Source organism: Mycobacterium sp. ITM-2016-00318, from assembly GCF_002968285.2.
GTDB lineage: Bacteria > Actinomycetota > Actinomycetes > Mycobacteriales > Mycobacteriaceae > Mycobacterium.
In genome coordinates, this window is sequence record NZ_CP134400.1 from 1,902,614 (window position 1) to 1,927,079 (window position 24,466).

Consider the following 24,466-nt stretch of genomic DNA (forward strand, 5'->3'; position numbering starts at 1 on the left):
TTCGCGGGGAGTTGAGGGTCAGGCGATGGCGCCGGAGTCCTTGAGTTCCTCGATGCGGTCCCACTCCATGCCGAGCTCCATCAGGACGATCTCGGTGTGCTCGGAGGCCTGCGGGGCGCGGGTCGTCTCCAGCGGCTCGTGGTTGAACTGCACCGGGCCTCGGACCACCTTGAACGGTTCGCCGCCATCCGCGGCTTCCACCTCGACGATCATGTCGTTGGCGATCGCCTGCTCGTCGGTGGCAAGGTCGAGGAAGCTCTGGAACGGCGCCCACTGACCCTTCATCGTCTTGAGGTGCTCACGCCAGTAGTCGAACGGCTTGCTGCGGATCGACTCGGCGATGAGTTCCGCTGCGGCCGCAGCATTCTCGATGAGGGGCAGCACGTCGTTGAACCGCGGATCGTCGGCCAACTCGGGCAGGCCGAGGTGGGTGAACGCATCGCGGATGTAGCCGGTCGGGCTGACGATGCAGAGGTTGATCGTGCCGCCGTCGGACGTCAGGTAATTGCCGAGGAACGGGTTGACTGTCGGGCCGACGGAATCGGGCATCTGCGAGCGCATGGTCTCGCCGACCTCCATGCCCTGGGTCATGCTGGCACCCGCAGACCACCATGCCGTGCTGAGAAGCGACACGTCGAGTTCGACGGCCTCGCCCGTGCGCTCGCGGTGAAAAAGCGCGGCCGATATTCCGCCCGCGATGTTCATCCCGCCGATCGAGTCACCGAACGCCGGAATACCTTGCGACAGAGCGCCACCGATTTCTTCGGGAGTCAGGGCGTGGCCGACACCGCTGCGGGTCCAGAACGCGGTGCCGTCGAACCCACCGACGTCTCGCTCCGGCCCCTTGTCCCCGTACGCACTGCCGCGCGCGTAGATGATGTTCGGGTTGGCCGCGCGGATGTGCTCGACGTCGAACTTGTTCTTCTGACGTTGTGCGGGCATGTAGTTGGTCAGGAAGACATCGGAGCTCTTGGCGATCTCGTACAGGACTTCCTGCCCGCCCGGTGTCGAGACGTCGATACCGACGCTGCGCTTGCCCCTGTTCGGATGCTCCATCAGAGGGTGGCGGTCGGCCTGCAGCTGGATACCGCCCATGTAGAGGAAACCACGCTGCGTGTCGCCGCGTACCGGGTGCTCCACCTTGATGACATCGGCGCCCCAATCGGCGAGTATCGCTCCCGCCGCGGGGACGAACGTGAACTGTGCCACCTCGAGGACGCGGACGCCCTCCATCACCTTGATCATGCGTTGAACGTAACCGGAAGCGCCGTCGGGGAGCGGAAGGGCTGCCCGTAGATGTGCGGTTCGTCCTCGGTGCGCAGTTCGATGTCGGTCAACCGGTCCAGCAGGCATTCGAGTGCCACCCGCGTCTCCATGCGAGCCAGATGCAGGCCGATACAGGTGTGTTCACCGGCCGCAAAGGAGATGTGCGGCAACCGTTTGCGCCCGATATCAAATTCCTCCGAGCGCTCCCAGCGGCCTTCGTCGCGGTTCGCCGAGCCGATGCAGACGTCGATCACCGCTCCCTGCGGGAGCGTTACCCCTCCGAGTTCGGTTTCTTCGGACGCGTAGCGCTGGACCGTCGTCAACGGCGTCTCGAAGCGCAGGCCCTCCTCGATGGCGGGACCGATGAGCTCACGGTCGTCCTGGATCGCCCGGAACTGGTCGGGATGCGTGAGCAACAAATAGATCAGATTGCCCGACGAGCGGTACGTGGTCTCGAGGCCCGCCGGCAGCAGCAGTCGCAGGAACGAGTAGATCGCTTCGTCGGTGAGTTTCTCGCCGGCGATCTCCGCTGCCACCAGGTCGCCGATGATGTCATCGGTCGGCTTCGACCGGCGCTTGGCGATCTGTTCGCTGAAATACTCCTTCAGTGCATCCGACGCCTCGAACGCCCGCTTGTACTTGACGTTGTAGCTGATCAACTCGACCGCGCGCTTGCGGAACCACGGCAGGTCTTCCTCGGGGAGGCCCAGCAGTTTTGAGATCACCCTGGTGGGAAATTCCAGGGTGAAGTCGCGCACCAGATCTGCTTCGCCGGCGTCGACGAACTCGTCGATCAACGCGTTGACCACCGGCCGGACGATTTCGGGCTCCCACCGCTGTAGTGAGCGCGTCTTGAACGCTGCGGACACCAGATTGCGGTGGTCCCAGTGCTTCTTGCCCTCCATTGCCAGGATGGTCGGTCCGATGAAAAGGCCGATGGTGGAGTCGTAGATGTGTGAGTTGAAGACCTTGCTGTCGCGGAAAACCCGGTTCACCGCGTCGAAGGACACCGCAGCGTAGAGATCCTTGGGCCGGAACTCCTCGGGAGCGTGGCTCCAGTCCATGACGCTGCCACGAAACACGCCGTTGGTGTCGTGCCGCCTGCGCTCGAAGATGGCGTACGGGTCTCGAAGAAGAATGGTCGCTTCATCGGGCGTGACATCCAGCACTGGCGTATCCACGTCTGATCTCCACCATTCCGATAAAGACTGCAATAGGTACTGTAAAGATTACAGTAGCGATCTCAATGCTGGTAGAGACGGGTCAGGTGCCTTCGCTGACCGCCTGCTCGCGGGCCCATCGATAGTCGGCCTTGCCCGCGGGGCTGCGCTCGATGGCAGGCCGGAACACCACGGCCTTCGGCAGCTTGTAGCGGGCGATCACACCGGCCGCGTGGTCGATGAGTTCCTGTGCGTCGGCGGTCGTGCCATCGACGAGCGCGACGATCGCGACGACCTCCTGGCCCCACCGCTCGCTGGGCCGACCGGAGACCACCACGTCGCCCACCGCGGGGTGCGACAACAGCGCGCTTTCCACCTCCTCGGCGAAGATCTTCTCGCCGCCGGAGTTGATCGTCACCGAGTCGCGGCCGAGCAGTTCGATGCCGCCCTCGGCGAGGTGACGCGCGCGGTCGCCCGGGATCGAGTACCGCACGCCGTCGATCACGGGAAAAGTTTTGGCGGTCTTGGCCGCATCGCCCTTGTAGCCGAGCGGCACGAAGCCCCGCTGCGCGAGCCAGCCCATACCCTCGTGACCGGGTTCCAGGATCGAGCCGAGATCCTCGGACGCGACACTGGTGTCGGGCCCAGCGTCGAACTTTCCGGTCGACACCGCTCCGGGCATGGACATGTGGCTCATCTGAATGCCGGTCTCCGACGAGCCGACGCCGTCCATCACGATCAGGCCGGGTTTCACGTCGATCAGACGCTGCTTGGCCGTCGGCGTCAGAAGGGCGCCGCCGTTGGCGACCACCGCGAGCGACGACACGTCGGCGGTGCCCCGTCCGATGGCGTCCGCGATGGGACGGGCCATGGCGTCACCGACGACCTGAATCGTGAGAATCTTCTCCCGCTCGACCGTCGCGACCACCTCGTCGGCGTCAAACCGGCCTTGTGTCGGGGGAAAGACCACCGTCTGACCGGTGGTGAGCGCCGTCATGACCGCCCACTGCGCCGCGCCGTGCATGAGTGGGGGAAGGGTGAAGATCTTGGTGCCGGGATTCTCCGCGACCCGTCTGGCGATCTCGTCGTAGGAACCTGCCGTCTCGCCCGTGTACATGTTCCTGCCGCCGAAGGACGTCATGAAGATGTCGTGCTGACGCCATAGCACGCCCTTCGGCATCCCGGTCGTGCCGCCGGTGTAGAGCACGTACAGGTCGTCTGGTGACGGTTCCACCGGTGGCGGCGAAACGGCACCCGACGAGACGATCGATTCGTAGTCGACGGCGCCGTGCACGAGGTCGTTGCCGGAGTCGTCGGCGACCTGGATCAGCACCCGCAGGTGCGGCAGGTGGGGGAGCACCTCGTTGACGCGCGGCGCGAAACTGGCGTGATAGAGCAGCGCGGTCGCGCCGGAGTCCGCGAGCAGATACTCCAGCTCGTTCTTCACATAGCGGTAGTTGACGTTGAACGGTGCGACCCGTGCCCGCCATGCGCCGAGCATCCCCTCGACGTACTCAGGTCCGTTGTAGGCGTACAGCCCGAGCAGGTCTTGGCCGACCTCGTGGCCGGCCAGCTCCGAGCGTTCGGTGTGGCAGCCAAGCCCGCGTGAATGCAAGTAGGCCGCGAGCCGGTTCGACCGCTCGACGATCTGCGCATAGGTGTAGCGGCGGTCGCCCTGGATGATGAACTCCCGGTCGCCGATGGCGGAGGCGACGGCCTCCGCGGCGGCGGGGACGGTGAATTGCTTTGTGGCGGCGGTCATCGAATGTCGTCGAACCTCTCAGGGTTGGTGCGGCAGCAGCCTGATCATCAGGCCGTTCGCTTCGGATAGTACGGTGCCGTCGCGAGCCCACGGGTTTCGTGCCGGGTGTCGGTCACGTCCACGCTGCAATCAGAGCGGACGTGGTGGTGACCGTCGCCAACAGCGAAATGGTGTTGTCGATGATCGCCTCGGCGTAGTCCGCGGGGATACCGGCGACGGCGTCGCGCGGGAGGACGACGCGGTAGCCGGCGTTCACCGCGTCCATGACGAGGTTGGTGATCGCGATGTTCACCGATACGCCGACGGCGACAATCGTTGTCACCCCGAGATTGCGAAGGACGGCATCGAGGTCGGTACCGCCCATCGGCCCGACGCCGTGCCACCTGTGCAACACCACATCGGCTGGCGCGGGGCCGAATTGGGGGAGCAGCGTGGCACCCTCGCTGCCGGGGCCGATGTCGACCCGCTTGCTACCCATCGCGAAGATCGGCGCGTTGTGATTGGCGCCGACTCCGTCAGGCCTGCGCTGAACGAGGCAGTGCACGATCCGTACCTCGGCGTCGCGCGCGACGGGAAGCAGTCGTTCGATGTTGGGCAGCGCCTGGCGTTGCGCGGCCTTGGCAAGGGCGCCGAGACCCGCGTGGGGTCCGACGACCGCGCCCTGCAGTTCCTGCGTCACGATCGCGGTATGTGCAGGCGCCGCGATCTCGGTGAGGTCCATGGTCATACCGATGCAGGAATCTCGCCCGGTGGGGTGGCGGGAACTTCATAGAACTGGGTGGCCCATCTACGCAGCGCCATGTACGGTTTCGCGTCCACCTTCGACAGTGCGGGGCTTTCGACGTACTCCTGGTAGCGCCAGATGTTCAAGTCGTCCCAGACCGTGCCCATGAACTGCCGCTCGACCTGCTCGCGCACGGCATCGGGTGGAACGTCGGAGGTGTCGCCGGGTAGCCGAGGCCACCAGATCGAATAGAACATGTCGCTGTACCCGTCCTCGACGGGCGTGCAGGCGAAGATCAGCCGGTGGTTCGACGAGCCCTCGAACGCGCTGATGGCGAAGCCGAGCCCGGAGAAGTGACTGTGGATGTAGAGCGCCATCTTCTCCGGGTCGTCACTGCGGGCATCGGGCCAGCCGGTGAGGAATCGCCACTCCTCGTCGACGGCCTCCCAGTCGAGACACACAGGCGTGACGGTTGCACCGTGCACGTAGTGGAAGTGCGCGCTGTCGGGACCGTTCTCCGCGACGATCTGAGGATGCACGGGTTCTCGCTCGGCGCGGCTCGAGAACTCCGGGTAAGGACGGTAATACGCGTCTTCGGCAGTCGGGAATTGCGGGAACTTACCGAACAGGTCGGGCAGTTCCCACTGCGGCTCCTTGCCGTCGGGTTGGTGCCAGGCGAACACGCAGCCGTACTGCTCGCGCACCGGGTAGACCCGTAACCGCAGCGCCCTGTTGGGGCGTTCGGGTTGATACGGGATGTAGCGGTTGGTGCCGTCGGGCCCCCACCGCCACCCGTGAAAAGGGCATTCGACGCAGTCGCCGACGACCTTGCCGCCGTGTCCGATGTGCGCTCCAAGGTGGCGGCAGTGTCCCGACATCATGTGGAGTACGCCCGCCTCGTCGCGGTACGCGACCAGATCCTCGCCGAAGTAGCGCAGCGGCTTCACCTCACCCAGGCGGAACTCGGCCGACCAGCCGACCATGAACCACCCGGTGACCTTCCAGGTGAAGGGGACTTTCACACGGGCCTCCTGCAACGCCGAGCCAGCCAACGGAAGATATTACAGTATAGTTTTCGGCAGTAGGGGGTGGATAGGCAGCGCAAGGAGGCTGTAGCGATGTCAGGTGGTCGCTTCGACGCGATCGTCGTCGGTGCCGGGTTCTCCGGTCTCTACGCGCTGCATCGGCTGCGAGAACTTGGACTGCGCGCCGTCGTGCTCGAGCGGGCCGACGAAGTGGGCGGCACCTGGTTGTTCAACCGGTATCCCGGCGCGCGCTGCGACATCGAAAGCATCGAGTACTCCTACAGCTTCTCCGACGAGATCCAGCAGGAGTGGGTGTGGACGGAGACGATGCCCGCTCAGCCGGAGATCGAGGCGTACCTCAACTTCGTCGCCGACCGGCTGGACCTACGCCGCGACATCGTCTTCACCACCAACGTCGTCGCGATGGCGTTCGACGAGGACGCCGCGTCATGGACGGTCAAAACCGAAGCGGGACTGGAATTCACGGCGCCATTCGTGGTGGCTGCCGCGGGGATCCTCTCGGCGCCGCTGGAACCCGACATCGCAGGAATGGACACGTTCGAAGGGACCTCGCTCTACACGAGCCGCTGGCCGAGGCACGACGTCGAGCTCAGCGGTCAGCGCGTCGGAGTCGTCGGCACCGGCTCGACGGGTGTGCAGCTGATCCCGGTCGTCGCCGAGCAGGCGAAGCACCTCACCGTCTTCCAGCGCTCGCCCGCCTACACGCTGCCGTGGAAGGTGCGCGAATTCAAGCCTGGTGAGCTGGACGAGATGAAGGCGCGCTACGGCGAAATCCGTAGGCTGCAACGCGAACACATGATCGGGGCCGCCCGGCTGTCGGCGTTCTCGGTGATGTTCGAGATGATGGCCAACCCACCGTTGAAGACGGCGTCGCGGGAAGACCAGCTGCGCGCGATCGAGGAAAACGGTGTCATGGGCGCGCTCAGTTGGGGCGATGTGTTCTTCGACATCGAGTCCAGCCGGCTGGCGGCGAAACTGTACGGTGAGGCGGTGGGACGGATCGTCGCCGACCCCGGAACCGCGGCGTCGCTCACGCCCACCCATCCCTTCGGCTGTAAACGGCCGATCATCGACCAGGGCTACTACCAGACGTTCAACCGCGACAACGTCACTCTGGTCGACCTGCGCAAGACGCCGCTGCGTGCGGTGACGCCGACGGGCATCGACACCGAGGGGGGTTCGTATGACCTCGACGTCATCGTCTACGCCACCGGCTTCGACGCGATGACCGGTGCGCTCAGCCGAATCGACATCCGTGGACGCGACGGAGTCTCACTGAAGCAGTTCTGGGCCGACGAGGGCCCGTTCACCTACCTGGGACTCGCCGTCGCGGGCTTCCCCAACCTCTTCATCATCCAGGCACCCGGAAGCCCGGCGCCGGCAAGCAATTTCGTCGCGGCGCTCGAGCAGCACGTGGAGTGGATCGGCGATTGCATCGACCATCTGCGCACAGGTGGCTATCGGACGATCGAAGCGCAGCCCGAGGCGCAGCAGGACTGGTTCGAACACATCACGTCGCTGGTGGCACCCACAGTGCTCGTCCACTCGAGCTGCAACTCCTGGTACAACGGGGGAAACGTGCCGGGAAAGAAGCAGATATACATGGGCTACACCGGCGGCATACCCGAGTACCGGAAACGGTGCGACGAGGTCGCCGAGGCCGGCTACACCGGATTCAAACTCGCGTAGCCGATGAAGACCTCAGAACGGGCCTATCGGGTGGGCCGCGATTTCGCCGGAGTGCTTCCTCGCGCCCATGCGGCGCTGAGCAGGTCCGGCGACTGGAAGCCGTTGTCGCCGATGGGCGTACGCCAGCTCGGCGAAGTCATGCTCGACGAACTCGCACTGTCGGGGATGACTCTGACGGCGCCGCCGCCCAAACTGGAGCGCACGGTGGCGTCATGTGAGGCGGCGGCTGATGAGCTCTCGGCATTGGGGGTCGAGCGAGCGCATGCCGCCCCTGAACCCCTGAAGGTGAGATCGATTCGCCGCCGCAGGCTCGGACGGCTGACGTACGAGAGGCTGAAGTTCGAACACGAACCGGCGCTTCCGGATTCGTTGGCACGAGCCGGCCTCGGTGGGCCTGCGACGGCGGTCGCCCACCTGTGCAGAACCGAGGACGAGGCCCGGCCGTGGCTGGTGTGGGTGCATGGCGCCGGGCAGGGCCAGCCGATCGACCTGGTCTTCTCGCGGGCCCGACGCATTCGCGACGAACTCGGCTTCAACATCGCGCTGCCCGTCCAGCCGGGTCACGGGTCGCGCCGCAGTGCATGGCCGCCGTATCCGAACATGGACCCGCTGACCAACGTCGCCGGCATGATGCGCGTCGTGTCGGAGGTGCGCGCCCTTGTGCGTTGGCTGCGGCCGCAGTCAACGGTGACGGTGGTGGCGGGTGTATCCATGGGAAGTCCGGTGGCAGCGCTTGTCTCGCACTTCGAGGAGGTCGATGGCGTGGCCGTGTACACGCCGATCCTCGGGCTGAACGCGATGATCTCCCAACACCTGGGGCGTTGGGGCCCGTCGGTTGACGAGACGATCGCGCTGCTGGGGTCCGACACGGTGGCGGCGGTGGCCTCGGCTGTCGATCACACCGTCGTCGAGCCGACGGCGCCGCCGCACGCACGGCTCATCGTCGGTGCCTGGCACGACCGAATGGCGATGCGTGAGCCCGCCCAGCAGCTACACCAATTGTGGGGCGGAGAACTGTTCTGGCACAGGGGAAGCCATGTCGGCCACCTCTTCGCCAGAGGCGTCCAGGACGCCTCCGAGAAGTTCCTCGGCGCGCTCACTGCGAGCGGGCCTCCGGGTTGACGCAGTGCGGAGGGATGTGGCCGCGTGCGATGGCGACGGCGTTGTCGGCGCACAGTTCGGCCATCCGGGCCCGCACCTTCGTCGTCGCACTGCCCAGGTGGGGCAGCAACACGACATTGGACAGTTCGGCGAGGCCGGGCGTGAGCCGCGGCTCGTTCTCGTAGACATCGAGACCGGCGCCCGCGAGACGTCCGCCCGCGAGCGCGTCGACCAGCGCGACCTCGTCGACGATCGGACCGCGTGCGGTGTTTATGAGGATCGCAGTCGGCTTCATCGCCGCGAGCACGGAGGCGTCGATGAGATGTCTGGTGGATGGCGCCATCGGGAGGTGCACGGACAGGAAGTCGCTGCGTTCGACGAGGTCGTTCCATTCAACCTGGCGCACCGAAAAAGGCAGGTTGGCGAGGTCCGCATCGTCGACTGTTCGCCCTGCCGGCGGGTGCGAGCAGAACATGATGTCCATACCGAATGAGGCCGCTCGGTGCGCGGTCGCTCGTGCGATTCGCCCGAACCCGACAAGCCCGAGCGTCGCACCCGAAACATCCTGGCCAAGCAGAAGATCGGGCTTCCATCCGGTGAACTTCCCTGACCGGGTGAACCGATCGGCCTCTATCGCACGACGTGCGGTCGCGAGCATGAGGAGCATTGCCAGATCCGCAGTGGCGTCAGTGAGCACGCCCGGTGTGTTGCCGACGAGGATTCCGTTGTCGGTCGCGGCGGGAATGTCGATGTTGTCGTAGCCCACCGCATAGTTCGATATTCCGGTCAGCTTCGCCGCCGACAGCAGGGCGGGTCCGAACCGGTCGGACAGTTGAGCGACGACTACGGCGAACTCTCCGGAGCTGCACGCGTCGCGCAATTCATCGGCCGTCGGCGAAGCTGCGGGGATGTGGACCCGGCCCTCGGCGCGCAGTGCACTCAGCCCGGGTTCCGGGATGGGATAGGTGACGAGGAAGGCGGGCTCACCCTCACTGCGAACCGATCTGTTCACCATCGACGTCAGCCTAGACGCCGGCCAGGCTCAGGCCGGGGTCGAAGTGCCGTAAACCTGAACCAGCCGGGCCCGGACGTAGGCCATCTCGGTGGCCATGTCGATGGGGTAGGCCTGCATGATCCATTGATAGGCGGTGCCGAGAACGGTCGACCCGAAGTCGTTGATCGCGCGGTCGACGTCGATGTCTGATCGCACAGACCCATCGGCGATCCCATTGCGCAAGCCGGTGCCGACGGCGTCGGCAGCCCTCTTCAGCCACTTCCGGATGTAGGAATGGGATCGCGATTTCGCCTTCGCCCCTTCGAATGTCAGCACGAAAATCGCCCGGCACAGGTCCGGATCGTCAGCGTGGAGTTCGGTGATCCGATCGACGTGGGCTAGGGCTTGCTGCAGGCCTGTCGAGTTCGGATTGGCGACAGGGCTCAATTTCTTCTCGTATTCGCTCGAGAACAGCACGTCGAGGATGGCGTCCTTGCTCCCGTAGCGGGCGTGGACCATTGCCCTGCTGTAGCCGGCGCGTCGGCCGATCTCGGCAGCCGTCGTTGCCTCCCAGCCCTTTTCGGCGATCAGCGCGGCGGCCGCCTCGATCAGCCTCCTATTGGAGATCTCGACGCGTCGCGTCTGCGTCAGCCCGCGTTCGGGGGAGGGCACTATTGCATATTAGACGCTCGACAACTAACTTACTTGTTTGGTGTCAATTCTCGACGTGCCTGCTGGTATCCACGACGTGACGGCCCAGTGGCTGACCGCGGCGCTGGGCCGGCCGGTAGCAGACGTGCGCGCCGACCAGATCGCGCAGGACAGCGGATTCTCGTCTCTGCTGTATCGGCTTCATCTGACCGGCGACGGCGTGCCCGCGACTGTGATCGCCAAACTGCCCGCCCAGTCGGAAGCGCGCGGCGCAATGGAGTTGCTCGGCGGCTATCGTCGCGAGTTGGCTTTCTATCAACAGGTCGCCGGTTGCGCACCGATGGGCACGCCGCAGGTTTATGCCGCCGAGATCGTCGACTGCACAGCGGATTTCGTGCTCCTACTGGAGGATCTCGCGCATTGGGACAACGCCGATCACCTTGCCGGGTTGTCGATGCGACAGACCGAGGTGTGCATCGATGCGCTGGCCGGTCTGCACGCGTGGTCGACGGTCAATACTGCGCAACTGGATGCGTTCCCGAGCATCGACACCCCGATCGTGCGCGACCTGCTGGTACCCGCGTTCGGGCCGGGATGGCAGGTGTACCGGGACAAGTCGTCAGCACCGGTGTCGGCGGCCGTCGATGGGTTCGCCGAGCGATTCACCGAATGTGCCGTCGAGGCGTTGCCCGCGTTGACCGAGCGCTCGGTGCTCCTACACGGCGACATCAGGGCCGACAATCTGTTCTTCCTCGGCGATCGCCTGAAGGTCGTCGACTTTCAGTTCGCCTCGCTCGGCGCGGGCGCTGCTGACATCGCCTATTTGGTGAGCCAGGGGCTGCCCACGGAGGTTCGCCGCGGCCACGATGAGGCACTTGTCGGCGAATATCTCGACTGTCTGGCGGCACACGGGGTCAGCGACTACTCCTTCGATGAAGCGTGGCGGCACTACCGCTTCGCGGTCGCCTATCTGATGATGCTGCCGGTGATCACCCTCAACGGTTGGGACGACATGCCGGAGCGGTCGCGCGCGCTGTGTCTGACGCTGACCGAAAGGGCGGTGGCGACCATCGACGAGATCGACGCGCTGGAGGTCTTCGCGTGACCCGAACCGCCCGCGAAGTGGTGGAGGCCTACAACCTCGTGGTGTGGAACGAGCGCGACTTCGAACTCGCCGACGAATTGATGGGCGAAACCGTGATCCGTCACGAGGTGGGCGATGCGATCACGCTGACCCACGATCAGGCGGTTCAACGCATTGTCGACCACTGGGCGATGTTCGACACCATCCGGTTCGATCTGCGGCTCGTCGTGGCGGGCGACGACGGCGAGCATGTCGCGATCGTGTATCAGTCGCCGATGGAACTCAAGGACGGCACCAAGACCGACGTCGGCAGCATGGAGATCTTCCGTGTCGTCGACGGCAGAATCACCGAAGTCTGGAACTGCGGCTACAAACAGGGAGTGTGGGAGTGACTGAACGGGTGCTCGATGAGCTGGGTTACTACCTACTTGCCGGTGCCGGTGGAGAAGGACCGGCGACGCTGACGACCGAGGCACGCAGGGGCGAGGAGATGGGCTTCGGCACGGCGTTCATCTCCGAGCGGTGGAACGTCAAGGAGGCGTCGTCGCTTGTGGGCGCCGCGCTTGCGGTGACCGACCGAATGCAGATCGCGACCGCGGCAACCAATCACAACACCCGGCACCCGTTGATCACCGGATCGTGGGCGACGACGATGCATCGGCTGTCCGGCGGCCGGTTCACCCTCGGCCTCGGCCGCGGCGTCGCGGCGATGTACGCGGCATTCGGCATCCCGTCGGTGACCACCGCACAGATGGAGGACTTCGCTTCTGTGATGCGGAGGCTGTGGAGCGGCGAGGTCATCCTCAACCACGACGGGCCGATCGGTAAGTACCAGGTGCTGTTCCTCGATCCTGACTTTCGAGAGGACATCCGGCTGGCCATCGTCGCGTTCGGCCCGCAGACCCTGGCGCTGGGCGGCCGCGCGTTCGACGATGTCATCCTGCACACGTATTTCACCCCGGAGACGTTGCAGCGCGCGGTGAAGACCGTCAAGGACGCCGCCGAGAAGGCGGGTCGTGACCCCGGCAGTGTCCGGGTGTGGTCGTGCTTCGCGACGGTCGGCGATCACCTTCCCGAGGAGTTGCGGCTGAAGAAGACCGTAGCCAGGCTGGCCACCTATCTGCAGGGCTACGGCGACTTGCTGGTTACCACGAACGGCTGGGATCCCGCAGTGCTGCAACGTTTCCGGGAGGACTCGGTGGTCACCTCGATACCGGGCGGCATCGACCACAAGGCGACGGCCGAGCAGATCGAGCACATCGCGACGCTGATCCCCGACGAGTGGCTGGAGCCATCGGCGACCGGATCGGCGCGGCAGTGCGTCGACCGCATCCGTAAGGAGTTCGATTACGGCGCCGACGCCCTGATCATGCACGGCGCCACACCCGACGAACTCGAGCCGATCGTCGCCGAGTACCTGTGATTTCGGCGCGCGCAGTCACGCTCAGCGTGACCAACCGCGCCGAAATCGCTTAAAGCTACGGCGTGATCACGGTGCGGCTGACCGGTTCCGCCGCGGCCTGCCTGCTGTAGATCCCGCGCTGCAGCGCAGACAGCAAAGCGTCGCGGGTCTCCTCCGGATGGATGAGGTCGTCGAAGCCCAGGTGGCTCGCCGACCGGAAGGATGCCTCCACCTCTGCCTTGCGGAGCTTCGCCTCGACATCCTCAGCGGCATGCGAGGCCTTGCTGAGCGCGGCCGCGCTCATCGCGCCCATTGTGGCGCCGGGGTAGGCGAATGTCGCACTCTGATTGTCGAATCCCAACAGTGACATGACCATTGAGCCGAACCCGTAGGCCTTGCGCAGCGTGACATGAAGCTTGAGCGTCGTCGCCGCGGTCTGCGCCGCGAACATCCGCGCGCCGCTGCGCAGCACACCGCTCTTCTCCGACCGGCTGCCCGGCAGCATGCCCGGGTTGTCGGCGAGGAACACGATCGGCAGGTGGAAGGAGTCGGCGACCATGATGAAATGCGCGGCCTTGTCGGCGGCGTCGGCGTCGATCGAGCCGGCCAGCACCTTGGGCTGGTTGGCGACGACGGCGACGGGGTGGCCGCCCAGGTGAGCCAGCGCGGTGATGATCGCGGGCCCGAACTTCGGTTGCACCTCGAACCAGTCTTGCCGGTCGAAGACGATGTCGAGCACCGCTCGCATGTCGTACACGCGGCGGTTGGTGCGGGGCACGATGTCGAGCAGTTCAGGCGTCGGTCGCGGCGCACCCGCCTCCTCGTCGGTCACCTGCGGGGGATACGACCAGGCACTCGCCGGGAAGTAGGACAGGTAGCGGCGGATGTCGTCGAGCACCGATTCGTCGTCCTCGGCGAGGTTGTGAATCACGCCGCTGGCGAGCGCAACGCCGGGTCCGCCGAGGTCTTCCTTCGAAATCTCCTCGCCCGTCGACTCTTTGACGACGGGCGGGCCCGCGGTGAAGATCGCGCCCTGCCGGCTCATGATGGTGAAGTCGCAGACCGGTGCGACCAGCGCACCGTGTCCGGCCGACGGGCCGAGCAGCCCCGCGACCGTCGGGACCTTGCCGGAGCACCGCGCCTGCGCCAGCAGGTCGGTGGGGGTGCGGCCGTAATGCTCGCCGCTGGGCCGGAATCCGGCGCCTTCGAGGAGCATCACCAGCGGCACCTTGTCGCGCAGCGCCAGCTCGGCTAGCCGATAGCGTTTGGCGTTGCCGCCCGGCCCGATGCTGCCCGCGAGCGTGGTGAAGTCCTCGGCGCCGACCATCACCGGTGACCCGTCGATCAATCCGGAGCCCGCGACGATTCCGTCGGCAGCGATGTCGCCGCCGACGAGGGTCCCGAACTCGCGGAACGTGCCCTTGTCGAGCAGATGCTCCAACCGCGCGCGGGCGTCGAGCTTGCCCTTGCCGCGGTGTCTGGCCAGCCGTTCCTCGCCGCCCATGGACCGCGAGCGCTGCCGCCGCAGACCGAGGTCTTCCAGCGTTTCCTGCCAGCCCGGCTCGTTCGTCATGTGCAATTCCCGTCGTCGCAAGGCGATCGTCGCACCGGCGTGCTCACGTTGACCATACTGAATTGCTTACTGTAGCGTCCACGTGTATGGGTGACCGCGGCGGTCTCAAGGTCGACAGCGCCGTTTCGAGCCAGCTTGCAGACGCCGCAGATACCGCGACCCGCCTGGAGCGACGCGGCTACGACTGCTGCTGGACCGCCGAGATAAACCACGACCCGTTTCTGCCGTTGGCGCTGGCAGCCGAACACACAGCGACTATCGAGCTCGGCACCAGCATCGCGGTGGCATTCGCGCGCACTCCCATGACCGTCGCGAACATCGGCTGGGACCTGCAGGCGTACTCACAGGGCCGGTTCATCCTCGGTCTCGGCTCCCAGATCCAACGCCACATCGAGAACCGATTCAGCATGCCGTGGAGCCGGCCGGTCGCACGCATGCGGGAGTTCGTCGTCGCCCTGCACGAAATCTGGTCGTGCTGGCAGAACGGCACGAAACTGTCTTTCGAGGGTGACTTCTACACCCACAAGCTGATGACGCCGATGTTCACGCCCGAGCCGCTGGCGCACGATGTCCCGAAGATTTTCGTCGCCGCCGTCGGTGAGGTGATGACCGAGATGTCCGGTGAAGTCGCCGACGGCCTTCTGGCCCATGCTTTTACGACCAAGCGCTACGTCGAAGAGGTGACGACGCCTGCCCTGATGCGCGGTATGGAACGGTCCGGACGCAAGCGTGCGGATTTCCAGGTGTCCTGTCCACTGTTCGTGGTGACCGGCAACGATGACGCCGAGATCGCCGCCAACGCGGTGGGCACGCGTAAGCAGATCGCGTTCTACGCATCGACGCCCGCCTATCGAAAAGTGCTCGAATTGCACGGTTGGGGAGACCTGCAGACCGAGTTGCATCGGCTGTCTCACGCCGGTGAATGGGACCAGATGGGCTCGCTGGTAGACGATGAGATCCTCAACGAGTTCGCCGTGGTCGCATCCGTGCACGATGTCGCCAAGAAGGTTCGCGAGCGCTGCGACGGCGTGATCGACCGTGTGCTCGTTGGTTTTCCGGCATCAATAGACGACGACACGGTCACTGCCGTGGTGCAGGAGATGAGAAGCCCTTGAGTACGCCCATCATCGACGAAGCCGCGCGGGTGTTCGCGACGCCGAAGGCGTATACCGACGAGCCGAAACTGCACGGGGCACTGACGCATCTGCGAGCCCAGGCACCCGTGTCGTGGGTCGATGTACCGACCTACGAACCCTTCTGGGCGATCACCAAGCATGCCGACATCATGGACATCGAGCGAGCCAACGATGTGTTCACGAACTACCCGCGCCCGGTGCTCGTGACAGCCGAGAACGACGAGCGCCAGGCTGCGGTCGGTGTCCGCACGCTGATCCACATGGACGACCCGCAACACCGCGATGTGCGGGCGATCGGCGCCAACTGGTTCCGCCCGAAGGCAATGCGCGCACTCAAGGAACGTGCCGACGAACTCGCCAAGGTCTACGTCGACAAGATGGCCGCGATCGGCCCGGACTGCGACTTCGTCCAGGACGTCGCGGTCTATTACCCGCTCTACATGATCATGACGCTGCTCGGCGTTCCCGAGTCGGACTTCCCCTTGATGCTGCGGCTCACCCAGGAGTTGTTCGGCAGCGACGACGACGAGTTCAAGCGCGGCGTCGACGGGGACGACCAGATATCGGCGCTGCTGGAGATGTTCGAATATTTCACGGCGCTGACGGCGTCGCGGCGGGAAAACCCAACGGAGGACCTGGCTTCCGCGATTGCGAACGCGAAGGTCGACGGCGAGCCGTTATCCGATATCGACACCATCTCCTACTACGCGATCATCGCCGCCGCGGGCCACGACACCACGAGCGCGACCATTTCCGGCGGCATGCTGGCACTGATCGAGAACCCTGACCAGCGCCGACGTTTGGCGGGTGACCTGGCCTTGATGGGTCTGGCGACCGAGGAGATGATCCGCTGGGTCACCCCCGTGAAAGCGTTCATGCGCACCGCGAACGAAGACACCACGGTGCGCGGTGTGCCGATCGCGGCAGGCGACTCGCTGCTGCTGTCCTATGTTTCGGGCAACCGCGATGAGGACGTGTTCGACGACCCGTTTCGGTTCGACATCGCGCGAGACCCCAACAGGCACATCGCCTTCGGTTATGGGGTGCACTTCTGCCTCGGCGCGGCATTGGCGCGGTTGGAGGTCAACAGCTTCTTCTCCGAACTGCTGCCGCGACTGGACGCCGTCGAACTGGCCGGCGATCCGCAGCATGTCGCCACCACGTTCGTCGGCGGGCTCAAACATCTGCCGATCCGCTACACGCTGCGCTGACGTCGACGACCGCCCCGGAGCATCCGAGGCGGCCGTCTCGCCGGATCGTCTGTCAGGTGGGAAGCGGAATCCAGATCCCGAAGAACCAGAATCCCCACTGGTTGTAGCCGGGATCCCACACCGGTTGCTCCTGGTAGCCGAAGTAGTCGATGGGCGGCGGCGGTGGGCCCCACGCCGGAGGCAGCGGGCCGTTCCATCGAGGCGGAGGAGGCGCGCCCCAGCCCCATGGCGGTAGGCCGTCGCCCCATGGAGCATCGTGGAACCGGCCGCGCCCCCAGTCATCGCCGCCATGGCGGTCGAAGTCTGCAGGCGGCGGCGCACCACCGGGACCTCGGAAGTCGCCGGGCGGGACCGCCAGGTGCGCGGTCGCCAGGCGGTCCGCCGGGGCCGCGGCCGCCGGCAGGGCCACCATGACCGCCGCCGGGGTCGCCTTGGCACTGCACTCCCGGTGGGCACGGGGGAGCGGCGTTCGCGATGCCCGCCCCAACACCGACGCCCGCTGCACTGAGCGCACACCCGAGCACTGCTGTCGCAGCGATTTGATTGATTCTCATAATCAGGCCTTTCCGCGTCGAGAGACGCCCCCGACCCGATTCCGACGGTAGGAAGGCCTGTTAAGACTGAGCTATGTCGTCGATGTCAATCCCCTGTCAGCAGCAGCGAGGGTTCGGATTGCGCTCCGTCGCGTCATGGCGCATCCGCCAGTACGCGCGCTCCGAGACGACTGGCTCGCCAGGATGCGCGCGTCGCCGGTGCTCGACGTAGCGGCGGTAGTGGTTGTCACCCATCAATGAGCCCCAGTACCAACGGATTTGGCGGACGAATTCGGTAGCGCGTCCCACTGCTTCTCCACCTCCCTCTCCGCCTTCGTCGGTATGAGCCCGGAGGGAGCGAACAGTCGCGACGGAACCGGCTCGTCCTCGGTGAGTGGGCTGCCTTGGCCGCGTATCGTCCGCAGCGCCACGATCACCCCTGCTGCGAACACGATGACCACGAGCACGGCGAACAGGATCGACAGCGAACCCTGAATGAAGGTGTTGCGCACGATCTTGTCGACGTCGGCAGGAGTCTTCGCCGTCAGGCACAGCTTGCCCGCCTCCTGCGCGGCCTCACACACGCTGTGCTGCTTCCAATAACCGAGCTTCGGATCGGCAGAGAAAATCTTCTGCCAAGACGCCGTCATTGTCACGACGAGGTCCCAGAACAGCGGAAGTGCCGGAATCCAGGCCCATTTCAACAGACCGCGTTTGATGACCACGACGGTGACGACGGTCAAAGCAATGGCCGCAAGCAGCTGGTTGGCGATACCGAACAGCGGGAACAGCGTATTGATTCCACCGAGGGGGTCGGTGACGCCCATCAGCAGGATGCCGCCCCATGCGGCGACGACGATGATGCTGCAGACCCACGCGCCGACGCGCCAACTCGGGTCCTTCAGCTTGCGCATCGGGCCACCGAAATTGCTCAGACCGTCGGAGAGCATGAAACGTGCGACCCGCGTTCCCGCGTCGACGGTGGTGAGGATGAACAGCGCCTCGAACATGATCGCGAAGTGATACCAGAACGCCTTGAGAGCCGTGCCACCGAACACCTGGTGAAGCACCTCAGCGATACCTATCGCCAGCGTGGGTGCCCCTCCGGTGCGCGACACGACGGACTCCTCACCGACATCCTCGGCGGCCTGCGTCAGCTGCTCGGGCGTGATCGGTGACCCGGAGAGCCCCAGACCGTTGACGTAGTCGGCGGCCGTGGCGGCGGTCGCTCCGGTCTGGGCCGCAGGCGCGTTGATGGCGAAGTACAGGTGCTGGTTCAGGATCGCCGCGGTGATGAGCGCCATGATGCCCACGAACGACTCGGTGAGCATGCCGCCGTAGCCGATCAACCGCATCTGGCTTTCCTTCTCCAGAAGCTTCGGGGTGGTGCCCGACGAGATCAGGGAGTGGAACCCGGACAGTGCGCCGCAGGCGATCGTGATGAACAGGAAGGGGAACAGCGATCCAGCGAAAACCGGACCGGTGCCAGTGCCTGCGAATTGAGAGACCGCCGGCGCCTCCATGACCGGCCGTGCCAGGAGGATGCCGAGGGCCAACAAGGCGATGGTGCCGACCTTCATGAAGGTGGACAGGTAGTCGCGAGGGGCGAGAAGCAGCCATACCGGCAACACAGAAGCGGCGAAGCCGTAGATGATGATGCACCACGACAGCGTCACCTTCGACAGCGTGAACCAGTCGGCACCCCAGGCGGTTTCGGCAACCCAGCCGCCGGAGACCACCGCGAGCAGAAGCAGCACGACGCCGATCAGGGACACCTCGGACACGCGGCCGGGACGCAGGAACCGCAGATACAGCCCCATGAAGATGGCAATGGGGATCGTCATCGCGATCGAGAAGACGCCCCATGGGCTCTCGGCGAGCGCACCGACTACGACCAGCGCCAGCACCGCCAGCAGAATCACCATGATGACGAGCACGCCGACGATCGCAGCTATGCCACCGATGGTGCCGAGCTCGTCGCGGGCCATCTGTCCGAGGGAGCGGCCGCGCCTGCGGGTGGAGATCGCCAGGACCAGATAGTCCTGAACGCAACCGGCGAGCACGGCGCCGATGATGATCCATATCGTGCCGGGCAGAAAACCCATTTGCATGGCCAACACCGGGCCGACCAGCGGACCCGCCCCGGCGATCGCCGCGAAGTGATGGCCGAACAGCACCCGGCGATCGGTCGGCATGTAGTCGGTAGCGTTCTCGAAAAGCTCAGCGGGCGTGGCGTTGTCGTCGCGCGGTTTGACGATGTTCATCTCGATGAGCCGGGCGTAGAACCGGAACCCGATGACGTACGTACAGATCGCGGCGATGACGAACCACACCGCGTTGACCGTCTCTCCGCGGAAGAAGGCGATGACGGCCCACGCGATGGCGCCGACGACCGCGATGATCCCGAAGACGATTTTGTGACGTGTGGTGATCGGCGATCGGTCGATGATGGCGACCGGCGGCAGATCCCTGGCGGTCCGGACGTATGTGATATCGCCGTCGGTTTCTTCGAAGCGATCCGTCGACGGCGCGCTGGGTGCAGCCACAGTGTTTCCCCTCGATACGGCGGAGCTCGGGTACCTTGTCGAATCCTTTCAAAGGCCGCGCGAAGGCATAGAGGATTGCCGGAAAGACGGCGAAATTGGTGCTAGCCGCGCTCGTAGAACTCGCGAACCGTGTCGATGGTGTCTGCCTCCGCAGGGCTTTTGTCGTCGCGATAGCGCAGGACCCGCGCGAACCGCAGCGCCATGCCGCCCGGATAGCGCGATGACGTCTGCACCCCGTCGAAGGCGATCTCGACCACCTGCTCGGGCCGCACTTTCACCACCCAGCCATCGGTGGGACCGTCGGCCAGCTCGGTGAACCGTGTGGTCTGCCAGTCCAGCATCGCGTCGGTCATCCCTTTGAAAGTCTTACCCAGCATGACGAATTCACCGGTGGCGGGGTCGCGGGCGCCAAGGTGAATGTTGGACAGCTTGCCGGTGCGGCGGCCGCTGCCCCATTCGACGCCGAGAACCACCAGGTCGAGCGTGTGTACCGGTTTGACCTTCAGCCAGCCCGCCCCGCGTCGGCCCGCCTCGTACGGCGCAGATGGCGATTTCGCCATCACCCCTTCGTGGCCTGCGGCCAGCGTCACCTCAAGGAATCGCTGCGCTTCCGCCGCATCGGCGGTCTTCAGGCGGTCGACGCGCTGGTGGGTCGGAACGATGGCGTCCAAGATGGACAGCCGGTCAGCGGCCGGTTCGTCGAGTAGGTCGGCGCCGTCGAGGTGCAGGATGTCGAAGAAGAACACCGACAGCGGCTGCGCCGCACGGGCCGCGGCGATGTCGACGCTGCGGTCCTTGACACCTCGACCTCCACCTCGTCCGAAGCGCGAGGCGGTGACCTGAAACCGGTGCGGGCGGCCGTCGGCTCGAAGCGCGATCGCTTCACCGTCGGCGATCATCTCTTTCACCGGAAGCGCAAGCGTCGCTTCGACGACTTCGGGCAGGCGGGCAGTGACGTCGTCGAGGCTGCGGGTGTAGATCGAAACGTCGTCGCCCGCGCGGTGGATCTGGACCCTGGCGCCGTCGAGCTTGGCCTCGAATACCGCCTCACCGCCGAGCTTCTCCAGCGCCTCGGTCACCCCGGTGGCCGTCTGCGCCAACATGGGGCCGACAGGCCTGCCGACCCTCAGCGTGAAGTCCGACAGTGCCGTCTCGCCACCGGTCAACGCGGCCGCTGCGACAGCAGGAAGGTCGCCGCCCAGCATCGCCGCCCGTCGGACGGCGGCGGCGGGGATACCGGCCGCCTTGGCGACCGCGTCGGCCATCACGCCGGCCAGCGCACCCTGCCGAAGCTCGCCGCCGAGAAGCCGGCGCAGGAACGTCTGCTCGATGTCGGTGGCCGCCGCGAACACGTCGGCGACGAGAGCCGCCCTGCGCGCCTGCGAACCCTTGCCAGCGACAGCCCCGATTTCCGTGAACGCGGTGTCGACGGCCGCCACGGTCAGCGTCGGGTCGGACGCCGGCTCCGGCAGCGACCGCAACGCCGCCCAACCGACGCCGATCTGGCGCTGGGGCAGTTCCCCCGACAACCAGGACACGACGACGGCGACCAGCCGCGCGTCGCCGCCTTGCCCTGCAGCCGTCAGCAGGTCGGCGATGCGGGCTATCTTGGCCAGCCGCGCCGACGAGGCGGTCACGTCAGCTGATGCGGTCGCGACGTCGATCAACAGCACATGCCCAGCCTGGCACGAGAGTCAGACATCTCCCAGCAGGTCGGCCAGGATCGCCGCCTCAGCGCGAAGCGCGGCAGCGCGATCGCTGCGGCCACCCGCGGCGAAGTCTTCGGCGGCGCTGCGCCGTTCGTCGATCTCGGACTGCACGAGGCGGCGAATCTGCTCATCCGACAGCTCTCGGCGCGCCACCTCGGTGGCTCCGACTCCCGCCACGGCTCCCGCAATCGGCCCGCTCGGCTGCGCTGTGACCACCACGGTTTCGGGCGTCTCGGCGTTGTCGATCGCACCGAGCACTGAACGCAACGCCGACACGCGCGCGGTGTCCCTCTGCTTGCGCGCAGTAAGTAGCGACCTGCGCAGGAGGGCGCGCCAGACCTCGGCCGGTTGAGTCATCACGGGGCGCCAACGTACGCGCGAGCGGCAAGGAGTGCATCTGAATTTCGGTCAGGCGATGGAGAAGTTCACCGAGTGCCAGCCGGAGGCGCCGTCGGGCACCGGGTCGGCCCACTGCTCGGTCTGCACCGTTCCGGTGTTGTCGGTGGCACGTACCGTGATCGTGTGGGAGCCGGCGCCTCCGGCCTGCCACGGGAAGCTCCACAACCGCCACGCCTCGTTGGAATAGGTCGCTCCCAACTGTGCCTGCTGCCAAGGGCCTTCGTCGATGCGCACCTCGACGGACTTCACGCCGCGGTTCTGCGCCCACGCCACGCCGCCGAACGTCACCGGACCCTGGCGCACGACCTCGCCGCTGCGTGGCACGTCGACGCGGGACTCGGTCTTGATCGGTCCTCGCGCCGACCAGCCCCTCCGCGTCCAGTACGCCTCGGCCTTGTCGAACCGTGTGAGTTCGATGTCGACAACCCATTTCGTCGCCGACACGTAGCCGTACAGGCCGGGCACGACGAGTCGCGCCGGGTAGCCGTGGTCGGTCGGTAGCGGCTGCCCGTTCATCCCGACGGCGAGCAGCGAGTCCCTGTCATCAGTCAGCGCTTCGACGGGTGTCCCCGCGGTGAATCCGTCGCTGGACTTCGACAACGCCATGTCGGCGTCGGCGTGTACACCCGCTTCGGCCAGTAGGTCTTGCATCCGGTATCCGGTCCACGTGGCGTTCGAGATCAGATCGCCGCCAACGGGATTGGATACGCACGCCAATGTCACTACCTTTTCGATCGCCTCAAAACGCTCCAGATCCTCGAAGCGGTAGGTGATCTCGCGGTCGACCATGCCGTGGATCCGAAGCGCCCAGTCGGCGCGGCTGAGCTGCGGCACGCTCAGGGCGGTGTCGATACGGTAGAAGTCGTCGTTGCTGGTGATGAACGATGGCAGTGCAACACCTTTGGGCTGCACGGTCGGCGGAACCGGCGGCGCGCCGACGTCGACCTTCGGTAACGCGAACGCCTCGCGGTCGCCTGCGACAGACGACCGTGCCCGCGTCAGCACCACACCGAGCACACCGGTGAGCGCACCGCCCGCCAACAGCCCGAGCGTCAGCAGCGACAACCGGCGGCCGTGGTCGGGCACATCGGTCTCGTCGGCCTCGGCGGCGGGTTCGTCGGTCCACCGTCCCGAATTCAGCAGCCGCAGGACGGCGACGCCGCACACGGTCCCCATGACGGTGGGCACGACGTCGCCGAAGGACGCGCCGTCGCGAGACAGCACTGCCGCGCATCCGGCGACGCCCGCGAGGACGATCGCCGCGCTGCCGATCGGGACGCGGCGCCGTTCCATCGACCCGGCGACTGCGGCGATGACCGCGATGACCGCAATGACCAGTACCGAGAGCACGAGCTTGTCGGCCATGCCGAAGGTGGTGATCGCCCATTCCTTCACCGGGCCCGGTGTGAGGTCGATGACGGCCGACCCGACCGCGGTGCGGGAGTCGGCACCCTGGCCGACGAAGGCCGACAGCAGTTGGGTGATGCCTAGCGCGACCGCGGCCGCGGCGACACCCGCCATCGCCCGTGCGCTGCTTGTCGCCATGCTCGCCAAGCTACCTATCCGCCTACCCGAAAGCCTTAACGAAAAGTGACGTCGGTTAAGTTGCTTTACGAATCGAGCACTTTTTGGAAAGGGAGCCAGATGGAGATCGCGGGTAAGAAGGCCATCGTCGTCGGTGGGGCATCCGGGTTCGGCAAGGCGACGGCCGAGGCGCTGGCCAAGGGTGGCGCCGCCGTCGCGATCCTGGACCGGCCGCAGTCCAAGGGCAAGGAAGTCGCCGAGGCCATCGGCGGAACCTTCCACGAGGTGGACGTAACCGACTTCGAGGGCACCGAAAAGGTGCTGAACGAGGCCATCGAGGCGCTCGGCGGCCTGCACATCGCCGTGACCACCGCGGGCGGCGGCACGGGGGAGCGCACCATCAGCAAGGAGGGGCCGCACAGCCTCGAGTCGTTCCGCAAGGGCATCGACCTCAACCTCATCGGCACCTTCAACATCAGCAGGCTTGCCGCCTGGGCGATGAGCAAGAACGATCCGGTCGACGACGAGGCCGAAGAGCGCGGCGTCATCATCAACACCGCGTCGATCGCCGCCTTCGAAGGCCAGATCGGTCAAGTCGCCTATACGGCGTCGAAGGCGGCCATCGCGGGGATGTGCCTGACCATGGCGCGCGACCTCGGCAGCCTCGGCATCCGGGTGCTCGCCATCGCCCCCAGCCTGTTTGCGACAGGATTGACCGAAGGCATCCCCGACGACTTCGCCAAGGTGCTGACCAAGGACGCCGCATTCCCCAAGCGGCTTGGCCGCCCGGAGGAGTACGCGAAGCTGGCGGTCGCAATCGTCGAGAACGCAATGCTCAACGGGCAGTGCCTGCGACTGGACGGCGGCCAGCGCTTCGCCCCGAAGTAGTTGTGAAGTCGGCGCGCTAACTGACGCTGCCGGGCGTTGTCAGCGCGCCGAAACCGCATAGGGTGACG

The 24,466-nt window shown here is 65.9% G+C and carries 22 protein-coding genes; 8 read left to right on the plus strand and 14 right to left on the minus strand.

Annotated features, from left to right (window positions below; genetic code table 11):
* Nucleotides 1-18: 18 nt before the first annotated feature.
* The 5 genes from C6A82_RS09175 to C6A82_RS09195 form a co-directional block, all read right to left on the minus strand.
* Nucleotides 19-1,245, minus strand: a complete 1,227-nt coding sequence (locus tag C6A82_RS09175) for a CaiB/BaiF CoA-transferase family protein (protein ID WP_105343704.1) — start codon at nt 1,243-1,245, stop codon at nt 19-21.
* Nucleotides 1,242-2,447 (minus strand): cytochrome P450, encoded by a 1,206-nt coding sequence (locus C6A82_RS09180; RefSeq protein ID WP_105343702.1) that lies wholly within the window; start codon nt 2,445-2,447, stop codon nt 1,242-1,244. The genes C6A82_RS09175 and C6A82_RS09180 overlap by 4 nt, the downstream gene beginning before the upstream one ends.
* Before the next feature lie 82 nt (nt 2,448-2,529).
* On the minus strand, nt 2,530-4,188 hold the full coding sequence (locus C6A82_RS09185) for an acyl-CoA synthetase (RefSeq protein ID WP_311101758.1): 1,659 nt from the start codon (nt 4,186-4,188) through the stop codon (nt 2,530-2,532).
* 112 nt (nt 4,189-4,300) lie between these two features.
* Nucleotides 4,301-4,915 (minus strand): cysteine hydrolase, encoded by a 615-nt coding sequence (locus C6A82_RS09190; protein WP_105345548.1) that lies wholly within the window; start codon nt 4,913-4,915, stop codon nt 4,301-4,303.
* Nucleotides 4,912-5,934: an aromatic ring-hydroxylating dioxygenase subunit alpha gene (locus C6A82_RS09195; protein WP_105345546.1), complete on the minus strand. Its 1,023-nt coding sequence runs from the start codon at nt 5,932-5,934 to the stop codon at nt 4,912-4,914. Before C6A82_RS09195 ends, C6A82_RS09190 begins: the two co-directional genes overlap by 4 nt.
* A 96-nt stretch (nt 5,935-6,030) precedes the next feature.
* Between C6A82_RS09195 and C6A82_RS09200 the strand changes: the two genes are divergently transcribed.
* Both C6A82_RS09200 and C6A82_RS09205 read left to right on the plus strand, forming a co-directional pair.
* Entirely contained in the window at nt 6,031-7,647 is a 1,617-nt protein-coding gene (locus C6A82_RS09200; protein ID WP_105345551.1) for an NAD(P)/FAD-dependent oxidoreductase, read from the plus strand.
* Nucleotides 7,648-7,650: 3 nt separating this feature from the next.
* Complete coding sequence (locus C6A82_RS09205) at nt 7,651-8,769, plus strand: alpha/beta fold hydrolase (RefSeq protein WP_105345544.1); 1,119 nt, start codon at nt 7,651-7,653, stop codon at nt 8,767-8,769.
* On the opposite strand, the gene C6A82_RS09210 is transcribed toward C6A82_RS09205, so the two are convergent.
* On the minus strand, nt 8,744-9,763 hold the full coding sequence (locus C6A82_RS09210) for a D-glycerate dehydrogenase (protein ID WP_105345543.1): 1,020 nt from the start codon (nt 9,761-9,763) through the stop codon (nt 8,744-8,746). The two genes, C6A82_RS09205 and C6A82_RS09210, sit on opposite strands and share 26 nt — an antisense overlap.
* A gap of 27 nt (nt 9,764-9,790) precedes the next feature.
* Nucleotides 9,791-10,414 carry a TetR/AcrR family transcriptional regulator gene (locus tag C6A82_RS09215; RefSeq protein ID WP_105345541.1) on the minus strand — a complete coding sequence of 208 codons (624 nt, stop codon included), beginning with the start codon at nt 10,412-10,414 and terminating at the stop codon, nt 9,791-9,793.
* Nucleotides 10,415-10,451: 37 nt separating this feature from the next.
* Between C6A82_RS09215 and C6A82_RS09220 the strand changes: the two genes are divergently transcribed.
* Genes C6A82_RS09220 through C6A82_RS09230 form a run of 3 tightly spaced genes read left to right on the plus strand, consistent with a single transcriptional unit; the run spans nt 10,452 to nt 12,900 of the window.
* The gene (locus C6A82_RS09220) at nt 10,452-11,498 is read left to right on the plus strand and encodes a phosphotransferase (RefSeq protein ID WP_105345539.1); all 1,047 of its coding nucleotides are present in this window, start codon (nt 10,452-10,454) and stop codon (nt 11,496-11,498) included.
* Nucleotides 11,495-11,869, plus strand: coding sequence for a nuclear transport factor 2 family protein (locus C6A82_RS09225; RefSeq protein ID WP_105345537.1), 375 nt, complete (start codon nt 11,495-11,497; stop codon nt 11,867-11,869). Before C6A82_RS09220 ends, C6A82_RS09225 begins: the two co-directional genes overlap by 4 nt.
* Nucleotides 11,866-12,900: a TIGR03857 family LLM class F420-dependent oxidoreductase gene (locus C6A82_RS09230; RefSeq protein ID WP_105345550.1), complete on the plus strand. Its 1,035-nt coding sequence runs from the start codon at nt 11,866-11,868 to the stop codon at nt 12,898-12,900. Before C6A82_RS09225 ends, C6A82_RS09230 begins: the two co-directional genes overlap by 4 nt.
* A 55-nt stretch (nt 12,901-12,955) precedes the next feature.
* Here the strand turns inward: C6A82_RS09230 and C6A82_RS09235 are convergent, their stop codons facing one another.
* The gene (locus C6A82_RS09235; protein ID WP_105345536.1) at nt 12,956-14,452 is read right to left on the minus strand and encodes an acyl-CoA carboxylase subunit beta; all 1,497 of its coding nucleotides are present in this window, start codon (nt 14,450-14,452) and stop codon (nt 12,956-12,958) included.
* Nucleotides 14,453-14,538: 86 nt separating this feature from the next.
* Here C6A82_RS09235 and C6A82_RS09240 point away from each other — a divergent pair, with 86 nt between their 5' ends.
* A complete protein-coding gene (locus tag C6A82_RS09240) occupies nt 14,539-15,567 on the plus strand; it encodes an LLM class F420-dependent oxidoreductase (protein WP_105345534.1) in 1,029 nt (342 codons plus the stop codon).
* Nucleotides 15,568-15,578: 11 nt separating this feature from the next.
* Nucleotides 15,579-16,799, plus strand: a complete 1,221-nt coding sequence (locus tag C6A82_RS09245; RefSeq protein WP_199193786.1) for a cytochrome P450 — start codon at nt 15,579-15,581, stop codon at nt 16,797-16,799.
* Nucleotides 16,800-16,851: 52 nt separating this feature from the next.
* Here the strand turns inward: C6A82_RS09245 and C6A82_RS09250 are convergent, their stop codons facing one another.
* From C6A82_RS09250 to C6A82_RS09275, 6 genes are all read right to left on the minus strand, one after another.
* Nucleotides 16,852-17,211 carry a hypothetical protein gene (locus C6A82_RS09250; RefSeq protein WP_396836787.1) on the minus strand — a complete coding sequence of 120 codons (360 nt, stop codon included), beginning with the start codon at nt 17,209-17,211 and terminating at the stop codon, nt 16,852-16,854.
* A gap of 238 nt (nt 17,212-17,449) precedes the next feature.
* Nucleotides 17,450-17,587 carry a YbdD/YjiX family protein gene (locus tag C6A82_RS09255; RefSeq protein WP_233216939.1) on the minus strand — a complete coding sequence of 46 codons (138 nt, stop codon included), beginning with the start codon at nt 17,585-17,587 and terminating at the stop codon, nt 17,450-17,452.
* Nucleotides 17,587-19,878 (minus strand): carbon starvation CstA family protein, encoded by a 2,292-nt coding sequence (locus tag C6A82_RS09260; protein WP_105345530.1) that lies wholly within the window; start codon nt 19,876-19,878, stop codon nt 17,587-17,589. The genes C6A82_RS09255 and C6A82_RS09260 overlap by 1 nt, the downstream gene beginning before the upstream one ends.
* A 101-nt stretch (nt 19,879-19,979) precedes the next feature.
* Nucleotides 19,980-21,551 (minus strand): ATP-dependent DNA ligase, encoded by a 1,572-nt coding sequence (locus tag C6A82_RS09265; protein WP_105345528.1) that lies wholly within the window; start codon nt 21,549-21,551, stop codon nt 19,980-19,982.
* Nucleotides 21,552-21,572: 21 nt separating this feature from the next.
* A complete protein-coding gene (locus C6A82_RS09270) occupies nt 21,573-21,944 on the minus strand; it encodes a GatB/YqeY domain-containing protein (protein WP_105345526.1) in 372 nt (123 codons plus the stop codon).
* 51 nt (nt 21,945-21,995) lie between these two features.
* Nucleotides 21,996-23,531, minus strand: coding sequence for a molybdopterin-dependent oxidoreductase (locus C6A82_RS09275; RefSeq protein ID WP_105345525.1), 1,536 nt, complete (start codon nt 23,529-23,531; stop codon nt 21,996-21,998).
* Nucleotides 23,532-23,630: 99 nt separating this feature from the next.
* Between C6A82_RS09275 and C6A82_RS09280 the strand changes: the two genes are divergently transcribed.
* Nucleotides 23,631-24,398 carry an SDR family NAD(P)-dependent oxidoreductase gene (locus C6A82_RS09280; RefSeq protein ID WP_311101759.1) on the plus strand — a complete coding sequence of 256 codons (768 nt, stop codon included), beginning with the start codon at nt 23,631-23,633 and terminating at the stop codon, nt 24,396-24,398.
* The last annotated feature ends 68 nt before the right edge of the window (nt 24,399-24,466 follow it).

Coding starts and splice junctions, on each gene's coding strand:
- C6A82_RS09275 (WP_105345525.1), bottom strand. CDS start 23,531: ATGGCGACAAGCAGCGCACGGGCGATGGCGGGTGTCGCCGCGGCCGCG.
- C6A82_RS09240 (WP_105345534.1), top strand. CDS start 14,539: ATGGGTGACCGCGGCGGTCTCAAGGTCGACAGCGCCGTTTCGAGCCAG.
- C6A82_RS09255 (WP_233216939.1), bottom strand. CDS start 17,587: ATGGGTGACAACCACTACCGCCGCTACGTCGAGCACCGGCGACGCGCG.
- C6A82_RS09205 (WP_105345544.1), top strand. CDS start 7,651: ATGAAGACCTCAGAACGGGCCTATCGGGTGGGCCGCGATTTCGCCGGA.
- C6A82_RS09185 (WP_311101758.1), bottom strand. CDS start 4,188: ATGACCGCCGCCACAAAGCAATTCACCGTCCCCGCCGCCGCGGAGGCC.
- C6A82_RS09190 (WP_105345548.1), bottom strand. CDS start 4,915: ATGACCATGGACCTCACCGAGATCGCGGCGCCTGCACATACCGCGATC.
- C6A82_RS09210 (WP_105345543.1), bottom strand. CDS start 9,763: ATGGTGAACAGATCGGTTCGCAGTGAGGGTGAGCCCGCCTTCCTCGTC.
- C6A82_RS09200 (WP_105345551.1), top strand. CDS start 6,031: ATGTCAGGTGGTCGCTTCGACGCGATCGTCGTCGGTGCCGGGTTCTCC.
- C6A82_RS09250 (WP_396836787.1), bottom strand. CDS start 17,211: ATGGTGGCCCTGCCGGCGGCCGCGGCCCCGGCGGACCGCCTGGCGACC.
- C6A82_RS09175 (WP_105343704.1), bottom strand. CDS start 1,245: ATGATCAAGGTGATGGAGGGCGTCCGCGTCCTCGAGGTGGCACAGTTC.
- C6A82_RS09270 (WP_105345526.1), bottom strand. CDS start 21,944: ATGACTCAACCGGCCGAGGTCTGGCGCGCCCTCCTGCGCAGGTCGCTA.
- C6A82_RS09280 (WP_311101759.1), top strand. CDS start 23,631: ATGGAGATCGCGGGTAAGAAGGCCATCGTCGTCGGTGGGGCATCCGGG.
- C6A82_RS09235 (WP_105345536.1), bottom strand. CDS start 14,452: ATGACGAACGAGCCGGGCTGGCAGGAAACGCTGGAAGACCTCGGTCTG.